We start from the raw sequence: 15,020 nt of genomic DNA, 5'->3' as shown, positions 1-15,020 counted from the left end.
AGACGGCGATTCATCGCGTCTTTGCGATCTATAATTTTCATCAAAAAATCTTATCCGAACCGTATTGCCCCCACTCCTCCAAAATGAACCCCCTAACCGCTAATTCCAAAGAATTTGACCAGCATTTTTCCGGGATGCTTTCAGATTATGTGACAGCGATCGCCTGGTCGCCAAATAATACAACTTTAGCTGCAACCTCCGCTGCTGGGGAAGTCGCACTGTGGCAAGATGGCGATTTAGCAACTTTGCAAGCAGGCAACGGTGAATCGCTAAACTGTGTAGCCTTTTCCCCAGATGGGCAATTCTTAGCAGTTGGGGGACAAGATGGAAGGGTAAAAATTTGGCGGCAAAGTGAATTAATTACTACTTTGGAAAATGCCCCCGCTTGGGTTGACAAACTAGCTTGGAATCATACTAGCAATCAGTTGGCTTTTAGTTTGGGGCGTTACGTACAAGTGTGGGATGCAGACTTAGGGGAAACAGTTGTCACGCTAAATTTTGAGAATTCATCAGTATTAGGTATCGATTGGCGAAGTGATGGACAATATTTAGCCGTTAGCGGTTATCACGGTGTCAAAGTCTGGAATTCTCAAGATTGGGATGAGGAACCATACGTTTTAGAGATGCCTACAGTCAGTGTAGCTATGGCTTGGTCGCCCGATGGGAAATTTCTGGCTTCTGGGAACATGGATCGCAGCGTCACCGTGTTAGAATGGGGTAATCCCGACCCTTGGGTAATGCGCGGCTTTCCTGGTAAAATTCGCCATTTAGCATGGTCAGAAGTTACCACCCAAGTAGGTGCGCCGATTTTAGCTTCTTCCAGCGTTGAAGGTATTGTAGCCTGGGAAAAGCTGGAGGATGAAGCTTTGGGATGGGAAGCGACAATATTAACAAATCATGTGGATATAATTCAGGCGATCGCTTTTGCACCTAACAGCTTTATTCTCGCTTCTGCTGCGAGTGATGGCTGGCTATGTTTGTGGAATCAAGCCAAGCAAGTATCGCAAGTTCTTACAGGTGCATCAGCAGGCTTTTCCTGTCTAGCTTGGCATCCCCAAGGCAAATTACTTGCTGCTGGTGGTGACAATGGCGAATTATTCGTTTGGTCAAAAGTTAACCTGGGTCAAGATTTTGGGCAAAGTTAAGCAAAAATTGGTACTAGCACTATTATTTATTAGCCGAAAGATTTGGAGTCATCTCACAAAATTGCATTGCTCTCTTTTTATGTTAATTATCTATAAATTTAACGAAATAACCTTAATTTGCCAGACATAATATAACAATATAGCCGAATATTATCTTCTCTAACACTCGTATCTAGCGGACTCCCAATGCAACCGAGCGTTCTCTAAAAGAATTATTATGATAACCACCTGCAAAAAGCAATTGCTGGTTGTTTAACAGTAACTGCTCTAGATTATTATTTTTATAGAAAGATTTGTAGAGTGTAATATTATCATTGCTTTTCATTATTGCGTTGTGAGTTATTTCTGTATTTAATTGACACCCACCAAGAAAGCCTGTACAAATGATTGAAAAAATGGTTAGTTGTAATTTCATATGATAACTCTTGTGGCTGAAGTAGTTGGGACTAGATGCTTTATCTAAGTGTTATCTTATGTCCATTGCATCTGGGTTAAATTAGAATAAGATTAGAACCTGATTAACTCCTTTACTTGTATTTCCTTAATCAAGCGCGAATTATCCGCGTCACAAGTGCGCTACCTCTGCGTTTAAATTTCAACCTTTAGTGCAGGTCGCTACACCTACAAGGATCATCAGAAACCAGCTTGTGAGCACGATCTAAGGTCTGTCGGATTTATGACTCCTCCTCCTGCATTATGGAATCGTAATCCTGCACTCCGTAAAAAACGCCGTGGACGATCCGCTCAGTTTCTACGGAAAAGGCAATTGTTACCCGTTTGGCATACCCGATAATCCGCAAATTCGGTCGCAGATCATCCCGTTTGGTTCCACGCTCCGGGAAGGTGGAAAGACTCTGGCAAAAGGCAATGACGCCGCTGATGTAATGCTCTGCCCGTTCTTCCCCGCCATGTTCTGCGATATATGCGTAGAGACTGCCGAGTTGTTGCTCTGCCCGTGGCGAGAAGATGACGTTGTATTTTTTCATCTAGCGTTGCTATGTTGTTGTCCGTTTGTGGTATCCAGAGCGGATACGCGCCATCATCTGCTCTGCGGGGATACCCAGCGTTGCATCGGCTTCACATTCGTCATAGCTTTTGACGACTTCTTCGCGTAGCCACTTTTCAAGAGCAGCGTCACGCGCCTGGAGGGTACGCAGACCGTCACGGATAACTTCGCTCTCCGTGGCGTATTCGCCAGAAGTGACTTTAGCCTTGACCATCTCCAGCATGTCATGAGGCAAGGTGATAGTGAGTGCCTGTGTCTTTCTCATAAGGGATTCTCCTGCTTAAAGCTAACTTATCAAAGTGTATGATTTAATCATACACTGCTATAAGGACGCGCTAGAAAGGGAAGAAGAACTATCAGCTATGTATTTTACACTACAATTGCCTATGTGCGTTTACCCTGATGCCATTAGCTCACTGATGAACAAAATTTGTGGGAACAGCAATGAGCCAGCTAAAACATACATCAATCAAAAGGAAATATAATTAATGACAGAAACACAAACGTATGAGTACGAAGAAGTGTTTGTAACAGGAGAGATTCATCCTATTACTTTGTTGCAAAAGTTGCTTCAGTCAGGTGTTATTTCTGACTATATTCTTTATCAAGATCGCGACGAAGTGCGTATCGCTGGTAATATATTATTTAAGGTATCAGTAAGCCTTGATGCTATCTCATTAGAAGATATAGAAAAAAAGCTGTCAGTCCCTATTAGCGATCCATTTAAACAAGTAGAATCCTTATTAGCGTCTTTGCCAATTGTAGATTGGACGGCTTACGGCTATATCGCTTTTGATATAGTTCGCTTCTATTCGAGCTACTCCAAAGCAATTCAGCAACCACTTTTATGTTTTATTGTACCAGAAACAGAACTTCACATTACGACAGAAGGAATAAAAATTAAAAGCATAAAATCGCTAGATAAAATCAAACAATTGTTATCAGTGAAGAGCCAATTGACAGAGTTCATTCCAACACCTATATCAATTAATTTTACTGATAACGAGCGGGAATCTTATCAAAGTAAAGTAAATGTTCTCATTCAAGCTATTCAAGCAGGTAAGTTACAAAAAGCTATACTTTCTCGTTCTGTAAAGATCAAAGGAGATTTGGACGTTCTTAAAACCTATATAGCCGGAACGAAAGTTAATAACTCTGCCCGTTCATATTGTCTAAATATAGAAAATGTACGTGTTGTAGGCTTTAGTCCCGAAATTCTTATGCAAATAGACAATCAAGGATTTGTTATTACCAATCCGTTGGCTGGTACACGGCGACGTGGTGAAAACTCGGAAGAAGATGCTCACCTGTATAATGAATTATTTACTGATGCTAAAGAGGTTAAGGAACACGCGGTCTCCGTCAAACTTGCTCAACAAGAGATTGCCAAACTTTCTGTACCTGGGACAGTTAAAATATTTGACTTTATGCAGGTCAAGAAATACCGCTACGTACAGCATTTATCATCGCGAGTGAGCGGTCAGCTAAAATCTGAGAAAACTTTATGGGATGCTCTGAAGGTTTTATTTCCAGGCATTACTGTGTCTGGTATTGATAAAAGTCAAGCGTTGGAATGGATAGATCGCCTAGAAGACGAGCCAAGAGGTATTTATGCAGGTGCTATTGGTTGGATAAACAGCACTGGGCTTGTAGATTTAGCGATCGCCATCCGCTCGGTCTATCAATACGATGACTGGGTTTACCTAAATGCTGGAGCAGGTATAGTAGCAGAATCACTTCCACAATTCGAGTACATGGAGTCTGTTAACAAAATGAAAACCATGTTGTGTTGTCTGGTATTGAAGCATTAATCAACCCAAGCCATGAATGACTTAGATGTAACTTTTTGATTTAACACTCCAGACACAATTGCTTTATAAGTCAACTTTTTCTCAATTCATCCAGTATTTTCGCGCAAACGTTATGCAAAATATAGCCTTTGGATTTCAATTTCCTGAAAAAATGAACGAACCAAAATTTTTATTCGACTTTCTAGATAAATGTGACGAAATAGATTCGGTGCGTGTATGCAAACAGAAAATCATCGATTATTTAGGCATTAAAGAAGGTGATTGCGTTTTAGATGTAGGGTGCGGAATCGGTCAGGAAGTACAACGTATAAAACAAATTGTTGGTAACAATGGTTTAGTTGTGGGAGTAGATAAAAGCGAGTTAATGATTGGGGAGGCAAAAAAAAGAGCAGAACAATTAAATCTGTCAATCAAGTATTATGTAGCCGATGCCCAATCTCTCAATATGAATGATAATAGCTTTGATGCCTGTCGGGCAGAACGTGTTTTATTGTTCCTAGAAAACCCAAAGAACGCAGTTTGGGAAATGATTCGTGTATTGCGCCCTGGTGGCAAGCTTGCTATCTTTGATTTTTACTTAGACGGCACTTTTGTTAACTCGGCTTTTCCGGCTTTAACTCGCAAAATTGTTGGTTTCATATCGGACAGTTTTCCCAATGGATTAATAGGCTGTAAACTCCCGGAAATATTTGAAGACTTAGGTTTAAGCAACATCACTTTTGTTCCGCACACTAATCTAGCACCATATGATTTTTTTGTGCGAGTTTGTTATGGAATTTTAGAGCAAGCGCTTCACCAAAAAGTCATATCAGAATCAGATTTAAATCAATGGGTAAATCAGTTAAATAAATTGCAAGAAGAAGGGCGTTTTTTAGCAGGTTTCCCAGGTTTTATTGTGACCGGACAAAAAAAATAGTCTCAAGAAGTTTAAATTGGCAAAATAGTTGATAGCAATACAGTTCAGCGAGGGCAAACTGCTTGTTTTCCTCAAGCGGCTCGATACGGAAATCGCTTTGCATCTTCGCTCCCGTCATGGGGGAAATCAAGCTGGGGAAACGGTGGTGTCGCTTTAAGCCTTTACCTTTGAGTTGATGGTGAACAATCTGTTGGGATATGCTGTATCTGCAACACCCTCTGTAATTTATTACTTATGAAGCTCGCCAAACTTATTTTGCTCGCCTTTCCTGTAGTTCTAGCGTCAGCATTGATGCTTGCCTTACCAGCCGCAGCGTCGATTGTCAATGCACCTACAGCCCAGGTTACTTTGGTATCTACACAAGCAATTTCCCAATCGCTTACACCAAAGTTCACTCAAGAATCTAATCCGATCAAAGATCAACTTGGTTGTAATTGCCCTAGTTGCGTTCAAGCTAATTTTCAGCTACTGCAAGGTAAGCTACCATTTGCAGGCATTTAAAAAGTTATAAGTTATGCAGTAGGGGTACAGCGCAACGTTGTGCCCCTATTGATTATGGTTGGATGTGAATCCCACTGCTACAATTTCCAACAGATGCCTGACAGTGATGTCAAAAAAAATACCATCAAATAATTCTCTGCGACTTGCCCTTCTTGCTCTAGCGATTGGATTCGCTGGCTGTAATCAAAATACAAACACCGCTTTCACGCAAACCAGTAGTAGAAATAATAATTTGCCTCAAGTAGTAGCGACTACAAGTGTACTGTGTGATTTAACTAGACAAGTAGCGGGTAACTCAGTTAATCTAACCTGCTTGATTCCCCCAGGAGCAGATCCCCACCTTTATCAACCAAAGCCGGAAGACCGGGAAGCGATGCAGACGGCAGCGCTTATTTTATACAACGGCTACAATCTGGAACCAAGTTTGATTAGATTGATTAAAGGCACTAAAAACCGTACACCGAAAATTGCAGTCGGTCAAGTTGCGGTTCCCAAACCACAGCAGGTTCAGCAAAATAGCAAGATAAACGATCCTCATGTTTGGCATAATGTCAAGAATGCGATCGCAATGGTGGATGTCATCAGCCGCAACCTAGAAAAAGTCTCACCAAAAAACGCACCGCTTTATAGCAGTAATGCCCGACAAATCAAAAGTGAGCTAACTCAGTTCGATAGTTGGATTAAGTCAACAGTTACAACTATTCCCCCCAATCAACGCGAATTAGTTACAACTCATAATGGAATGGGTTATTATGCTTCTTCTTACGGTCTTTCATTAAAAGGCATCAGCACCGAAGGAAAACCTACAGATGCCCGTGTCAAAAACTTAGTAAATAATATCAAACAGGCGAGAGTGCCGACAATTTTTGCCGAGACAACAATCAACCCGAATTTAATTCAGTCTGTAGCAAGACAAGCGAGAGTCAAAGTTTCCCAAAGGGAACTTTTTACCGATGGTTTAGGTGAACCCGGAAGCGAGGGAGAAACCTACCAGAAAATGATGACGGCAAATACCCGCACAATTGTCGAAGGATTGGGAGGAACTTACTTGATATTTGTACCGAAAAGTAGGTAATGGGGCAATGGGCATAGGGCATGGGGCATGGAAAGAATTGTATTTATTCCCGCACTTGCTTTATTGAACTTCTTTAATTCTCACTGCCCATTGCCCATTGCCCAATTCCCAATTTTCAACGCTTCGGTTCCGGGTTCCCTAGAGGTGGTGGAACTGGGGGAATATTCATCGGTTGTGGGATTTTGTTCAAATCGGGAGTTGGGGCTGCGGTGGGTGTAGCAGGAACTGGTGGAGGAGAATTTGTGGTTGTGGAATCTCGTCCAAAAAATAGGAGCGATCGCGCAGTTTTAAAGTAAGTTGCCCAAACATGGGGATCGGGACGATTTCGCCATTGCGGACGACTAACTTCTAATGACAAAACTGGAGCGATCGCCCCATAATTTTGGGCGGTTACAATTACGGAAACGTCTGTAACTAAAATATCTTGGTCAAAGCTACGTTGAGCCGCTGCCCTAGCCGCCGCTTCCGCTCTCCTGAGGATGGTTTCGTAGTTTTCCTCTGGTAAAGTGTCAATCGCCAAATCAACTCTCGCGGTATAAGCTTGCACACTCTGGGGGGCGATCGCTTCACACACAAGCCACAAAGGAATTGCAGTACCAAGCAAAACAATTAAAGGAACTATCCGGATTTCTTTGGCAATTTGGCTAATAACTGAAAAGGGAATGATGGATGATAGTTGGTGAGCAACACTTCTGCTCATAGCTTTATGCTCCTTACTGATGATCTGTAATTTGAAATAAGCGAAGGTATTTTCGGATAAAAAATGTCAGAAAAATTACACATAATCAGAAGACCCATTCAGAATCACCTGAACTATATGACATAGGTTAGCCTTGTTTTTTCAGCAAAGCCAACCGCAATTTTATGCAAATAAACAATAACTAAAAAAAGCGCGATGGCAAATTATTGGGCGATCGCTATAGGCATCAATCAATATCAATTCTTTCAACCCTTAGGTTGCGCTCAAGCAGATGCTGAGGCAGTCTTAGATTTTTTCATTACACAAGCGGGTTTTTCGTCGCAACAGTGTCTGTTAATGACAGATACTTCGCCACCTATTGGCAATAGATCGACCTATCCCAGCAAAGAAAATATTCTCGTTTTGCTTGAGGATTTAGTAGCCAATTTTTGGCAACCGCAAGACTATGTATGGTTGTTCTTCAGCGGTTACGGAGTCAACTACAATGGCAACGATTATTTGATGCCACAAGAAGGTAATCCTGCTCAGGTGCTTCATACTGGCATTCAAGTGCGATCGCTGATGCAAAGTCTGCAATTTTCTAACTTGAATCTTGTCCTAGTGTTGGATATCAACCGCACTTTTGGTGCTCAAGGAAATACTCTCCTTGGGCAAGAAATTTTAGACCTAGCGCAAGAACTCCAAATTGCCACAATTATTTCTTGTCAAAGCGAACAATTTTCTTACGAAAGTAACGAACTCGGTCACGGAATCTTTACCGAAGCGTTGTTAGCAGCTTTGCATTCCGGTCATGGTAGCAGCTTAACAGAGTTAAAAAATTATTTGAATCTCCGCACGCCAGAATTTTCTCGACACTACTGGCGTCCAACACAAAATCCTGTTGTTATTATTCCATCAAAACCGCAACAAATCCTACCTTACCAAACTCAGACCAACAACAGTGAGGAAGCCTCAATTTTTCCTACAGAAGAAATCTTTGCTGTTGCTGTTGGATCTCCATCTCTCCAAGAAAATTCTTTCAGAGAAACTTCGCTTCAGTTACAACAAGTTCCACTTGAGCCACTAACCTGGGGAGAAGCCCCAACAATAACTTCTATATCACACAGTTTCGGAGGAGGTCAAGCAACCTCAAAGGATATTTCTACCCTGGATTCAAAACAGACGACTACAGGTAGAAGATTTATCCCTGAATCACCTCAACCCTACGTCTCTTTTCCCCAAAAAAGAAGGAGATATGCTCGATTGTGGAAACAGCTTGTATTGTGGGGTGTTGGCACCACAATGGTACTAACTTCAATCGTGCTAGTTTGTGTCCGCAATAAGCCAGGATTTAGATTTGCGGAAATATTGCCAAAAGCACCTAGCGGTACCACTACTGACATAAACGTGGTCAAAACACCAACTGTCCGCTCTATTTCTGAGACAATTGCCCCAGTTCCACCAAAAAATCAACCAAACTCGCAAACAGCTTTGATTTCTAAGTCGCAACAGCGAAACCAAGCTGTATTAGATTTGGCGAAACAGTCGCTCAGACAAACTCAAGCTAGCGACTTAAGAATGGCAATTGTCACTGCTCGGAAAATCAAAGCTGGTGAACCGCTCTACGATCAAGCTCAGGAGAATATTAAGATTTGGAACCGGATGATTTTAGATTTAGCGGAAGGTCGTGCCAAACAAAGACAATATGCAAGTGCGATCGCCGCAGCTCAATTAATCACCAAAAGCGAGCCGATTTATCCCAAAGCTCAAGCTGCAATTACTCAGTGGCGGTTAGAAGCAAAGCAGTATCTTAGTAATACAACTGTTTTATACGCCGCTAATGGCTTAATTCAGCCCGGACAAGCATCTACCTATAATCGAGCGATCGAAGTCGCGAAGAAAGTATCACCCGGTCAACCAGGATTCGATGAAGCACAAAAATCGATGAATAAATGGAGTCAAATAATTTTATCTCTCGCCAAAAAGCGTGCCGCTAAAGGCGAATTTAAAGCCGCAATTGAAACCGCTCTTTTAGTTCCAGAGGTAACAGCTCCTTACGAAGAAGCTCAAACAGCGATTCAAAAATGGCAAAAAAAATAGTAGAGACGTTCCACCGGAACGTCTCTAGCGCCCACCGGAACGTCTCTAGCGCCTTTCAATATTAGCAGTACTGTGATATGTCCTCGCCGCAATCATCGGCTAGATAGCACAGCGCTCGAAAGCGTAATCCAACCACTTCTTCGTATAAGGGGTTAAGCTTACACATCGGTGGAATGTGAAACAGCGTTTTGCCGAATAATTTTACATCGCGCTCAAAGGGACATTGAGCCGGAATCAATCTGCACAAGCGGTGAGCAGAGACGCGATCGCTTACTTTAATATTGTCCATCCAAAGCCGCAGCGGTTGAAGAATGTCACGGTCAGACTCTGAGGAACGACTGTACGGCGCGGTTACATTAGTGTCAGATGCATTTGCTGGATTTAACGATACCCAGCTTGCTAAAAAAATCTTTGGCGTGGTACTATCAAATACCTTCATGGTTCGCTCCTCTGTGTTTGTGAGGCTTCGGAACTGTCCGATGACTCTCTACAATGTGTAAATAATTTTTCCGGGAAGAATCGTGTTTTGACTTAGAAACACTCTGATCTTTAGGTAGCTACTAGAATCAGAATCTACTTATTACTACGTCAAGTTAACCGCACTTTTCCCAAAACTGGAAGTCTACTAGCACTATCTTGTTGATAACTTGACACACTTTAAATGTTAATAAAGACATCTGCCTTTAGACAGGTTTTATTGTAACATTTACAAAACTTAATGCAAGTTGCTTGTGCCAGTATTTTTACTGGTAATTGGGCATCGGGCAATGGGCAATGGGCAGCAGGAAGGGGAAAGGGGAAGGGGAAAAGGGAAAAACTTTTCTTCCTTTACCCTTTAACCTTTTCCCCTCATGAAATTCTCCCTTGTCTCCCATTCCGTAGTCCCCAATTCCTAATCTATTGTTCCCAGTCTTCGGTAAAAAAGTGATTATCCTTAAATATGGAATTTATAGCGTATTAGGGTTGACTTACTTAGGGTTAGCGTTGGGCAGCCTACCTGGGTTGCGGATGAACCGCGCTACGATCGCTTTAGTTGGATCTGCCTTTCTAATTGCTTTGGGTGTAGTAACTTTACAGGAAGCATGGGAAGCAATTGATGCCAAAACTATCGTGTTTTTGTTGAGCATGATGATAGTCAACGCTAATTTATCCTATGCAGGATTTTTCCCACAGGCACTGTCGGTGTTGTTGAGTTTTACCCGGAGTCCTCTAGGTATATTAATAGCCTTAACCTTTGGCAGTGGTATCCTCTCCGCCATTTTTCTCAATGACACTATAGCGCTGGTTTTGACACCATTGACATTGAGCTTGACTCAAGCTTTGGGTTTAAATCCGATTCCTTATTTACTAGCAGTTGCGGGAGCAACTAATATTGGTTCGGTAGCAACTTTGAGCGGGAATCCGCAAAATATATTGATTGGCTCGTTTTCCGGTATCAGCTATTTAGAGTTTTTATGGGCATTAGCTCCAGTTGCATTGATTGGCTTGATAATTCAAATAGGATTGCTGTGGTTGCTTTATCCAGATGTGCGTTCACGGAGTGTGCCGCAGGTATCGCTTCAAGCGAGCGATCGCTTATTCACCACAAAAACACGTATATTCAAACCGCTATATCAAAAAACTTTAATCATCACCACCGGATTACTCATTGCTTTTGTTGCCGGCTTACCCTTAACAGAATCTGCCTTAGTCGCTGCTAGCTTATTACTAATTACTCGCCGAGTCAAGCCACAGCGCATCCTCAAAAAAGTGGATTGGAATCTGTTAGTAATGTTTTCTGGACTTTTTATCTTGACAAGAGTGACGCAAAAGTTAAATTTATTGCAACCATTTACTCATGCAATTAACTCTGCTGCTAGTTTATTAGGGGTGACAGCTATCTTGTCTAATTTAATTTCTAATGTTCCAGCGGTACTTTTGCTGCAACCGTTGATTCCTAAAACCGATACTCATTCCTGGTTATTATTAGCAGCCGGATCAACTTTAGCTGGTAATCTAACTTTGTTTGGTTCCGTTGCAAATCTAATAGTCGCAGAAGCTGCAAACGAGTTAGGTTACAGGCTGACTTTTTGGGAGCATTTGCGCTTTGGGGCGCCGTTGACTGTATGTACTTTAATTCTGGTTTATCTGTTGGTTTAGAAATTTATTGCAAATAACGAGGCTATTAAATTAGCCAACCACGTTGAAGTCCTTGCTCTATACCACCTGCCCAATCTGTGGTTAAATGTGTCCGCACAGTAGAAAACAGATGCCACACTACATTAGGATCAATTGGGTTTTTAATATACTTATCAAGGTATCTATATTCTCTGTCAGTATTTTTTTGTTTTCGTAAGACATAAATTTGATCGACCTTATACTTTCGTAAATTAACTGCATCGGAAAGCTTGAGCCACTCCATCACCACAATATATAATCCGTTTGGATTTCGAGCTTTGTTTTATGACTTTCTTTAGCTCTGAGATTCGCTCCATGTACTAGCATAAGTGTGTTTATAATTTCTACTAATATTCTCAGCGATCGCTTTTCCTAATAGTGGTGGTACAGCATTACCAATTTGATTATATTGACAGAGATGTTTTTCTGCTGTTCTACCTTCTCTCATAAGTAGCTTGTGACTGACAACAGTTGGTTTGCCTTTAAACACAAATCAATCTGGAAATGATTGAATTCTTGCACCTTCTCTGGCAGTAAAGTTTCTATTTTTATATGGATGTACAAAATTTGCATAAAATGAAGCCGGAATAGTATGACATGGTTTGTGCGGATATAATCTTCTACTATTTTGATCGTAGACTTTTTCAGATATAATCCCATTGCTATTTCTTTTATATGGTTTTAAATGTTCTGGAACGTCGGCAAGTGAGTCTCCCCAAGAGATTAATTTAAAACGTTCTATAGTTCGTTTGGAATGTTTCATAGCTACGTGATTGTACACTTTTCGAGAACTGATTCGCATTTGATACTGATACTCATTGCTAGGTTCTTTATCATATTCAACTTCCTCCTTACCTTCTCTAGCATTGATATCAGGTAGGTCTGAAATAGCCTCCCATAATGTAGGACATAACTTTAGTGTCGAGTCAAAAATTTGTAACTGTTTATTATTTGAAAAATAGTGCGTAGCTTCTGGAAAAGGCATTTCCAACTTGATACGAGAGGCAATAACAAATAGCCGGCGCCTTATTTGTGGTATTCCGTATCTAACAGCTTCCAGTATGTCGGTGTAGACATAATATCCAATTTTTTCTAGCTCTGTTTTTATAATTTCAATAACAGGCTCTCCTGAGATTGTCTTGGCACTTATCAGTCCAGGCACATTCTCCATGATTAATAACTTTGGTTTGAATAATTTTCCCACTCTTAGAAAATCTTGAAACAGAGAGTTTCTAGGATCTTTTGGATCGCCCGCATTTTTTCTACAACTTGAGTATCCTTGGCAAGGTGGTCCACCTAAAATAACATCAGGCAAATTATCCTTAAATGCATTTATCAAATATTCATCTGAGAACTTTTGTATATCTCCAACAAGTACTTTTGCATCTTTATGATTATATGCAAATGTTTCCGCAGCCCACTCGTCTTCTTCTATTGCTCCAATAATGCTATTTCCTGCCAGCTTAAACCCCAGACTGAAACCTCCAGCGCCTGCAAATACATCAAGTACTTTTAGCAATTAAACGCCTCCTTTCAAGGGTTAACTCCCTGACTTTATCTCACGCCAAAACGCAAAGACTCAAAGTTTTCCTTTGCGCCTCTGCGTGATACTTTTCTCTTAACTTCCCTACGACGCCACTTGAGCAGCAGTGCGAGTCCGGCGTCTTCTGCCATCAGTAGCAACTTTCACCGGAGGTTCATCAGGAGTTTGCATCAACAAAGTCACAGATGGTTGACATTGCAATTCCTTTCTGATGGATCGTTGCAATTCGCGCTCTAACATGCCTTGCAATCCACCCCAGTCCATCTCTGATTGCTCGCTTTCAAAGCCAGGATTGCTAAATTCAGACCAACGCACGGTGAGGATTTCTTCAATCCGCTGTTGTACCCACTTTTGCAGCAGCGATCGCTCGATACTTGTCACCACCCCGCGCAGGTGAATTTCTGGTTTTGCCATCAGCTTACCATGCCAATCTATTGCCGCAGCGATGGTGACGATACCTTCTGAAGCCATGCGTTGCCGTTCTTGCAATACTTTGGAGCTAACCATGCCAGAACTAGAAGTATCTACCAGTTCTATACCAGACGGCACTTTACCAGCAATTTTCATAGAATTTTCTGTTAATTCTATGACATCGCCATTATTTATAATCACCATGTTCTCTGCCGGAATGCCCACACTTTGAGCCGTTTGGGAGTGCTTCACCAGCATTCGATGTTCACCGTGAATTGGCAAGAAGTATTTAGGTCGAGTCAATGCCATCATCAGCTTTTGGTCTTCTTGACAGCCGTGACCGGATACGTGTATTCCTTTTTCTTTACCGTAAATTACATTTGCGCCCTGCATCATCAACTTATCGATGGTGTTGACGACAGCGATGGTATTTCCGGGAATCGGGTTAGCAGAGAATACTACTGTATCGCCTTGCCTGATTCTGATGTGGGGGTGTTCTTTGTTAGCAATTCGTGTCATTGCTGACATCGGTTCCCCCTGTGAACCAGTAGTCAAAATCAATACTCTATCTTCTGGTAAATTCCGAATCGCATGTAACGGCTGCAAAAGATTATCTTCACACTTGATGTAACCAAGATTACGCGCATGGGCAATCAAATTCAGCATTGAACGCCCAACAACCGCTACAACTCGGTTATACTTCTGCGCCAGTTGTAAAGTCATGTTGATGCGATGCACGCTGGAAGCGAAGGTAGTCAGGAAAAGTCGCCCAGGTGTTTGCATGAAGATGCGCTCTAGGTTGGGATAAACTGAACGTTCTGAGGGGGTAAATCCGGCTACTTCTGAGTTGGTGGAGTCACTCATCAAACAAAGTACGCCTTTTTCGCCGTGTTCGGCTAATCGTTGCAAGTCAAAATGCTCACCATCGACTGGGGTGTGGTCAATTTTAAAGTCGCCGGTGTGAATGACTACACCAACTGGGGTATTAATCGCCACAGTAAAACTATCGGCGATGGAGTGAGTATTACGGATATACTCGACTACAAATGATTTGCCAAATCGCACGACATCACGGGGTTTGACTGTTCTTAATTCCGTGCGATCGCGTACACCAGCTTCTTCTAATTTCCCTTCTAGCATTGCCAGTGCTAATCTCGGACCATAAATCACTGGAATGTCAAATTGCTTGAGGTGAAAAGCGATACCCCCGATATGGTCTTCATGACCGTGGGTAACGATCATCCCTTTAATTTTGTGGCGATTTTCCCTTAGATAAGTTGTATCTGGCAGAACAATGTTTACTCCGTGCATTGCCTCTGTCGGAAAAGCCAAACCTGCATCTAATAGGATAATTTCGTCATCATACTCGAAAACGCAGGTATTTTTTCCAATTTCATGTAAGCCGCCCAATGGAATGATTTTTAGGGCGGAGTTAGCTTCGTTTTTAGGCATTTTCTCCTGGATTGTTGTTTAAGGTTAATAAGTTGTAAGTAAGCTGTCTTCTATTACAGGCAACAGTATTTGTGTTTTATGTCACTTGGAAAAAGTGTGAATTTTAAATTACGACGGAACTGTTGTTCAATAAAATCGACTTTTATTGGGTCAAATTTCATACTATATCGTTAGTTTTAACACAGGCTTCATCTGTACAACCTGGTTATAATTACGTCTTTTTT

16 protein-coding genes are annotated in these 15,020 nt (G+C 41.7%); 7 read left to right on the top strand and 9 right to left on the bottom strand.

From position 1 onward, the window contains the following. The first annotated feature begins 83 nt into the window (after nt 1-83). The gene (locus tag TOL9009_RS0109705; RefSeq protein WP_029632628.1) at nt 84-1,145 is read left to right on the top strand and encodes a WD40 repeat domain-containing protein; all 1,062 of its coding nucleotides are present in this window, start codon (nt 84-86) and stop codon (nt 1,143-1,145) included. A 172-nt stretch (nt 1,146-1,317) separates the two neighbouring features. On the opposite strand, the gene TOL9009_RS47100 is transcribed toward TOL9009_RS0109705, so the two are convergent. The 3 genes from TOL9009_RS47100 to TOL9009_RS0109690 form a co-directional block, all read right to left on the bottom strand. After that, nucleotides 1,318-1,470, bottom strand: a complete 153-nt coding sequence (locus tag TOL9009_RS47100) for a hypothetical protein (RefSeq protein WP_186227524.1) — start codon at nt 1,468-1,470, stop codon at nt 1,318-1,320. Between the two features lie 349 nt (nt 1,471-1,819). Further along, nucleotides 1,820-2,131: a type II toxin-antitoxin system RelE/ParE family toxin gene (locus TOL9009_RS0109695; RefSeq protein ID WP_038296264.1), complete on the bottom strand. Its 312-nt coding sequence runs from the start codon at nt 2,129-2,131 to the stop codon at nt 1,820-1,822. Between the two features lie 9 nt (nt 2,132-2,140). Next, complete coding sequence (locus tag TOL9009_RS0109690; RefSeq protein ID WP_029632625.1) at nt 2,141-2,416, bottom strand: ribbon-helix-helix domain-containing protein; 276 nt, start codon at nt 2,414-2,416, stop codon at nt 2,141-2,143. A gap of 223 nt (nt 2,417-2,639) precedes the next feature. Between TOL9009_RS0109690 and TOL9009_RS0109685 the strand changes: the two genes are divergently transcribed. From TOL9009_RS0109685 to TOL9009_RS0109670, 4 genes are all read left to right on the top strand, one after another. Continuing rightward, nucleotides 2,640-3,962 carry a salicylate synthase gene (locus TOL9009_RS0109685; RefSeq protein ID WP_029632624.1) on the top strand — a complete coding sequence of 441 codons (1,323 nt, stop codon included), beginning with the start codon at nt 2,640-2,642 and terminating at the stop codon, nt 3,960-3,962. A 151-nt stretch (nt 3,963-4,113) separates the two neighbouring features. Next, nucleotides 4,114-4,878, top strand: a complete 765-nt coding sequence (locus tag TOL9009_RS0109680) for a methyltransferase domain-containing protein (RefSeq protein WP_186227523.1) — start codon at nt 4,114-4,116, stop codon at nt 4,876-4,878. 234 nt (nt 4,879-5,112) lie between these two features. Then, the gene (locus TOL9009_RS0109675) at nt 5,113-5,379 is read left to right on the top strand and encodes a hypothetical protein (protein WP_029632622.1); all 267 of its coding nucleotides are present in this window, start codon (nt 5,113-5,115) and stop codon (nt 5,377-5,379) included. Between the two features lie 106 nt (nt 5,380-5,485). Further along, the gene (locus TOL9009_RS0109670) at nt 5,486-6,454 is read left to right on the top strand and encodes a metal ABC transporter solute-binding protein, Zn/Mn family (RefSeq protein WP_084763162.1); all 969 of its coding nucleotides are present in this window, start codon (nt 5,486-5,488) and stop codon (nt 6,452-6,454) included. A gap of 115 nt (nt 6,455-6,569) precedes the next feature. Here the strand turns inward: TOL9009_RS0109670 and TOL9009_RS38730 are convergent, their stop codons facing one another. Further along, on the bottom strand, nt 6,570-7,154 hold the full coding sequence (locus TOL9009_RS38730; RefSeq protein WP_051502860.1) for a hypothetical protein: 585 nt from the start codon (nt 7,152-7,154) through the stop codon (nt 6,570-6,572). Between the two features lie 195 nt (nt 7,155-7,349). Between TOL9009_RS38730 and TOL9009_RS0109660 the strand changes: the two genes are divergently transcribed. Further along, nucleotides 7,350-9,233 carry a caspase family protein gene (locus TOL9009_RS0109660; protein WP_029632620.1) on the top strand — a complete coding sequence of 628 codons (1,884 nt, stop codon included), beginning with the start codon at nt 7,350-7,352 and terminating at the stop codon, nt 9,231-9,233. A 61-nt stretch (nt 9,234-9,294) separates the two neighbouring features. On the opposite strand, the gene TOL9009_RS0109655 is transcribed toward TOL9009_RS0109660, so the two are convergent. Further along, on the bottom strand, nt 9,295-9,672 hold the full coding sequence (locus tag TOL9009_RS0109655) for a Mo-dependent nitrogenase C-terminal domain-containing protein (RefSeq protein WP_029632619.1): 378 nt from the start codon (nt 9,670-9,672) through the stop codon (nt 9,295-9,297). Between the two features lie 491 nt (nt 9,673-10,163). On the opposite strand from TOL9009_RS0109655, the gene TOL9009_RS0109645 reads away from it, so the two are divergent. Then, on the top strand, nt 10,164-11,372 hold the full coding sequence (locus tag TOL9009_RS0109645; protein ID WP_398344922.1) for an anion transporter: 1,209 nt from the start codon (nt 10,164-10,166) through the stop codon (nt 11,370-11,372). Between the two features lie 25 nt (nt 11,373-11,397). On the opposite strand, the gene TOL9009_RS0109640 is transcribed toward TOL9009_RS0109645, so the two are convergent. The 4 genes from TOL9009_RS0109640 to TOL9009_RS0109630 form a co-directional block, all read right to left on the bottom strand. Then, nucleotides 11,398-11,640, bottom strand: coding sequence for a hypothetical protein (locus TOL9009_RS0109640; protein WP_398344311.1), 243 nt, complete (start codon nt 11,638-11,640; stop codon nt 11,398-11,400). 45 nt (nt 11,641-11,685) lie between these two features. Then, the gene (locus TOL9009_RS49190; protein WP_242055643.1) at nt 11,686-11,880 is read right to left on the bottom strand and encodes a hypothetical protein; all 195 of its coding nucleotides are present in this window, start codon (nt 11,878-11,880) and stop codon (nt 11,686-11,688) included. Between the two features lie 3 nt (nt 11,881-11,883). Beyond that, the gene (locus TOL9009_RS38725) at nt 11,884-12,909 is read right to left on the bottom strand and encodes a DNA cytosine methyltransferase (protein WP_242055645.1); all 1,026 of its coding nucleotides are present in this window, start codon (nt 12,907-12,909) and stop codon (nt 11,884-11,886) included. Between the two features lie 108 nt (nt 12,910-13,017). After that, nucleotides 13,018-14,796 (bottom strand): ribonuclease J, encoded by a 1,779-nt coding sequence (locus TOL9009_RS0109630; protein ID WP_029632615.1) that lies wholly within the window; start codon nt 14,794-14,796, stop codon nt 13,018-13,020. Nucleotides 14,797-15,020 lie beyond the last annotated feature (224 nt).

It is taken from the genome of [Scytonema hofmanni] UTEX 2349 (genome assembly GCF_000582685.1).
Taxonomy (GTDB): domain Bacteria; phylum Cyanobacteriota; class Cyanobacteriia; order Cyanobacteriales; family Nostocaceae; genus Hassallia; species Hassallia hofmanni.
This window is presented reverse-complemented; position numbering and strand designations above follow the sequence as displayed.

Excerpts from the sequence above, each read along its gene's own strand:
- TOL9009_RS38730 (WP_051502860.1), bottom strand. The coding sequence starts at position 7,154 with ATGAGCAGAAGTGTTGCTCACCAACTATCATCCATCATTCCCTTTTCA.
- TOL9009_RS0109630 (WP_029632615.1), bottom strand. The coding sequence starts at position 14,796 with ATGCCTAAAAACGAAGCTAACTCCGCCCTAAAAATCATTCCATTGGGC.
- TOL9009_RS0109670 (WP_084763162.1), top strand. The coding sequence starts at position 5,486 with ATGTCAAAAAAAATACCATCAAATAATTCTCTGCGACTTGCCCTTCTT.
- TOL9009_RS0109690 (WP_029632625.1), bottom strand. The coding sequence starts at position 2,416 with ATGAGAAAGACACAGGCACTCACTATCACCTTGCCTCATGACATGCTG.
- TOL9009_RS0109655 (WP_029632619.1), bottom strand. The coding sequence starts at position 9,672 with ATGAAGGTATTTGATAGTACCACGCCAAAGATTTTTTTAGCAAGCTGG.
- TOL9009_RS0109680 (WP_186227523.1), top strand. The coding sequence starts at position 4,114 with ATGAACGAACCAAAATTTTTATTCGACTTTCTAGATAAATGTGACGAA.
- TOL9009_RS0109675 (WP_029632622.1), top strand. The coding sequence starts at position 5,113 with ATGAAGCTCGCCAAACTTATTTTGCTCGCCTTTCCTGTAGTTCTAGCG.
- TOL9009_RS0109660 (WP_029632620.1), top strand. The coding sequence starts at position 7,350 with ATGGCAAATTATTGGGCGATCGCTATAGGCATCAATCAATATCAATTC.
- TOL9009_RS0109685 (WP_029632624.1), top strand. The coding sequence starts at position 2,640 with ATGACAGAAACACAAACGTATGAGTACGAAGAAGTGTTTGTAACAGGA.
- TOL9009_RS47100 (WP_186227524.1), bottom strand. The coding sequence starts at position 1,470 with ATGAAAAGCAATGATAATATTACACTCTACAAATCTTTCTATAAAAAT.
- TOL9009_RS0109695 (WP_038296264.1), bottom strand. The coding sequence starts at position 2,131 with ATGAAAAAATACAACGTCATCTTCTCGCCACGGGCAGAGCAACAACTC.
- TOL9009_RS0109705 (WP_029632628.1), top strand. The coding sequence starts at position 84 with ATGAACCCCCTAACCGCTAATTCCAAAGAATTTGACCAGCATTTTTCC.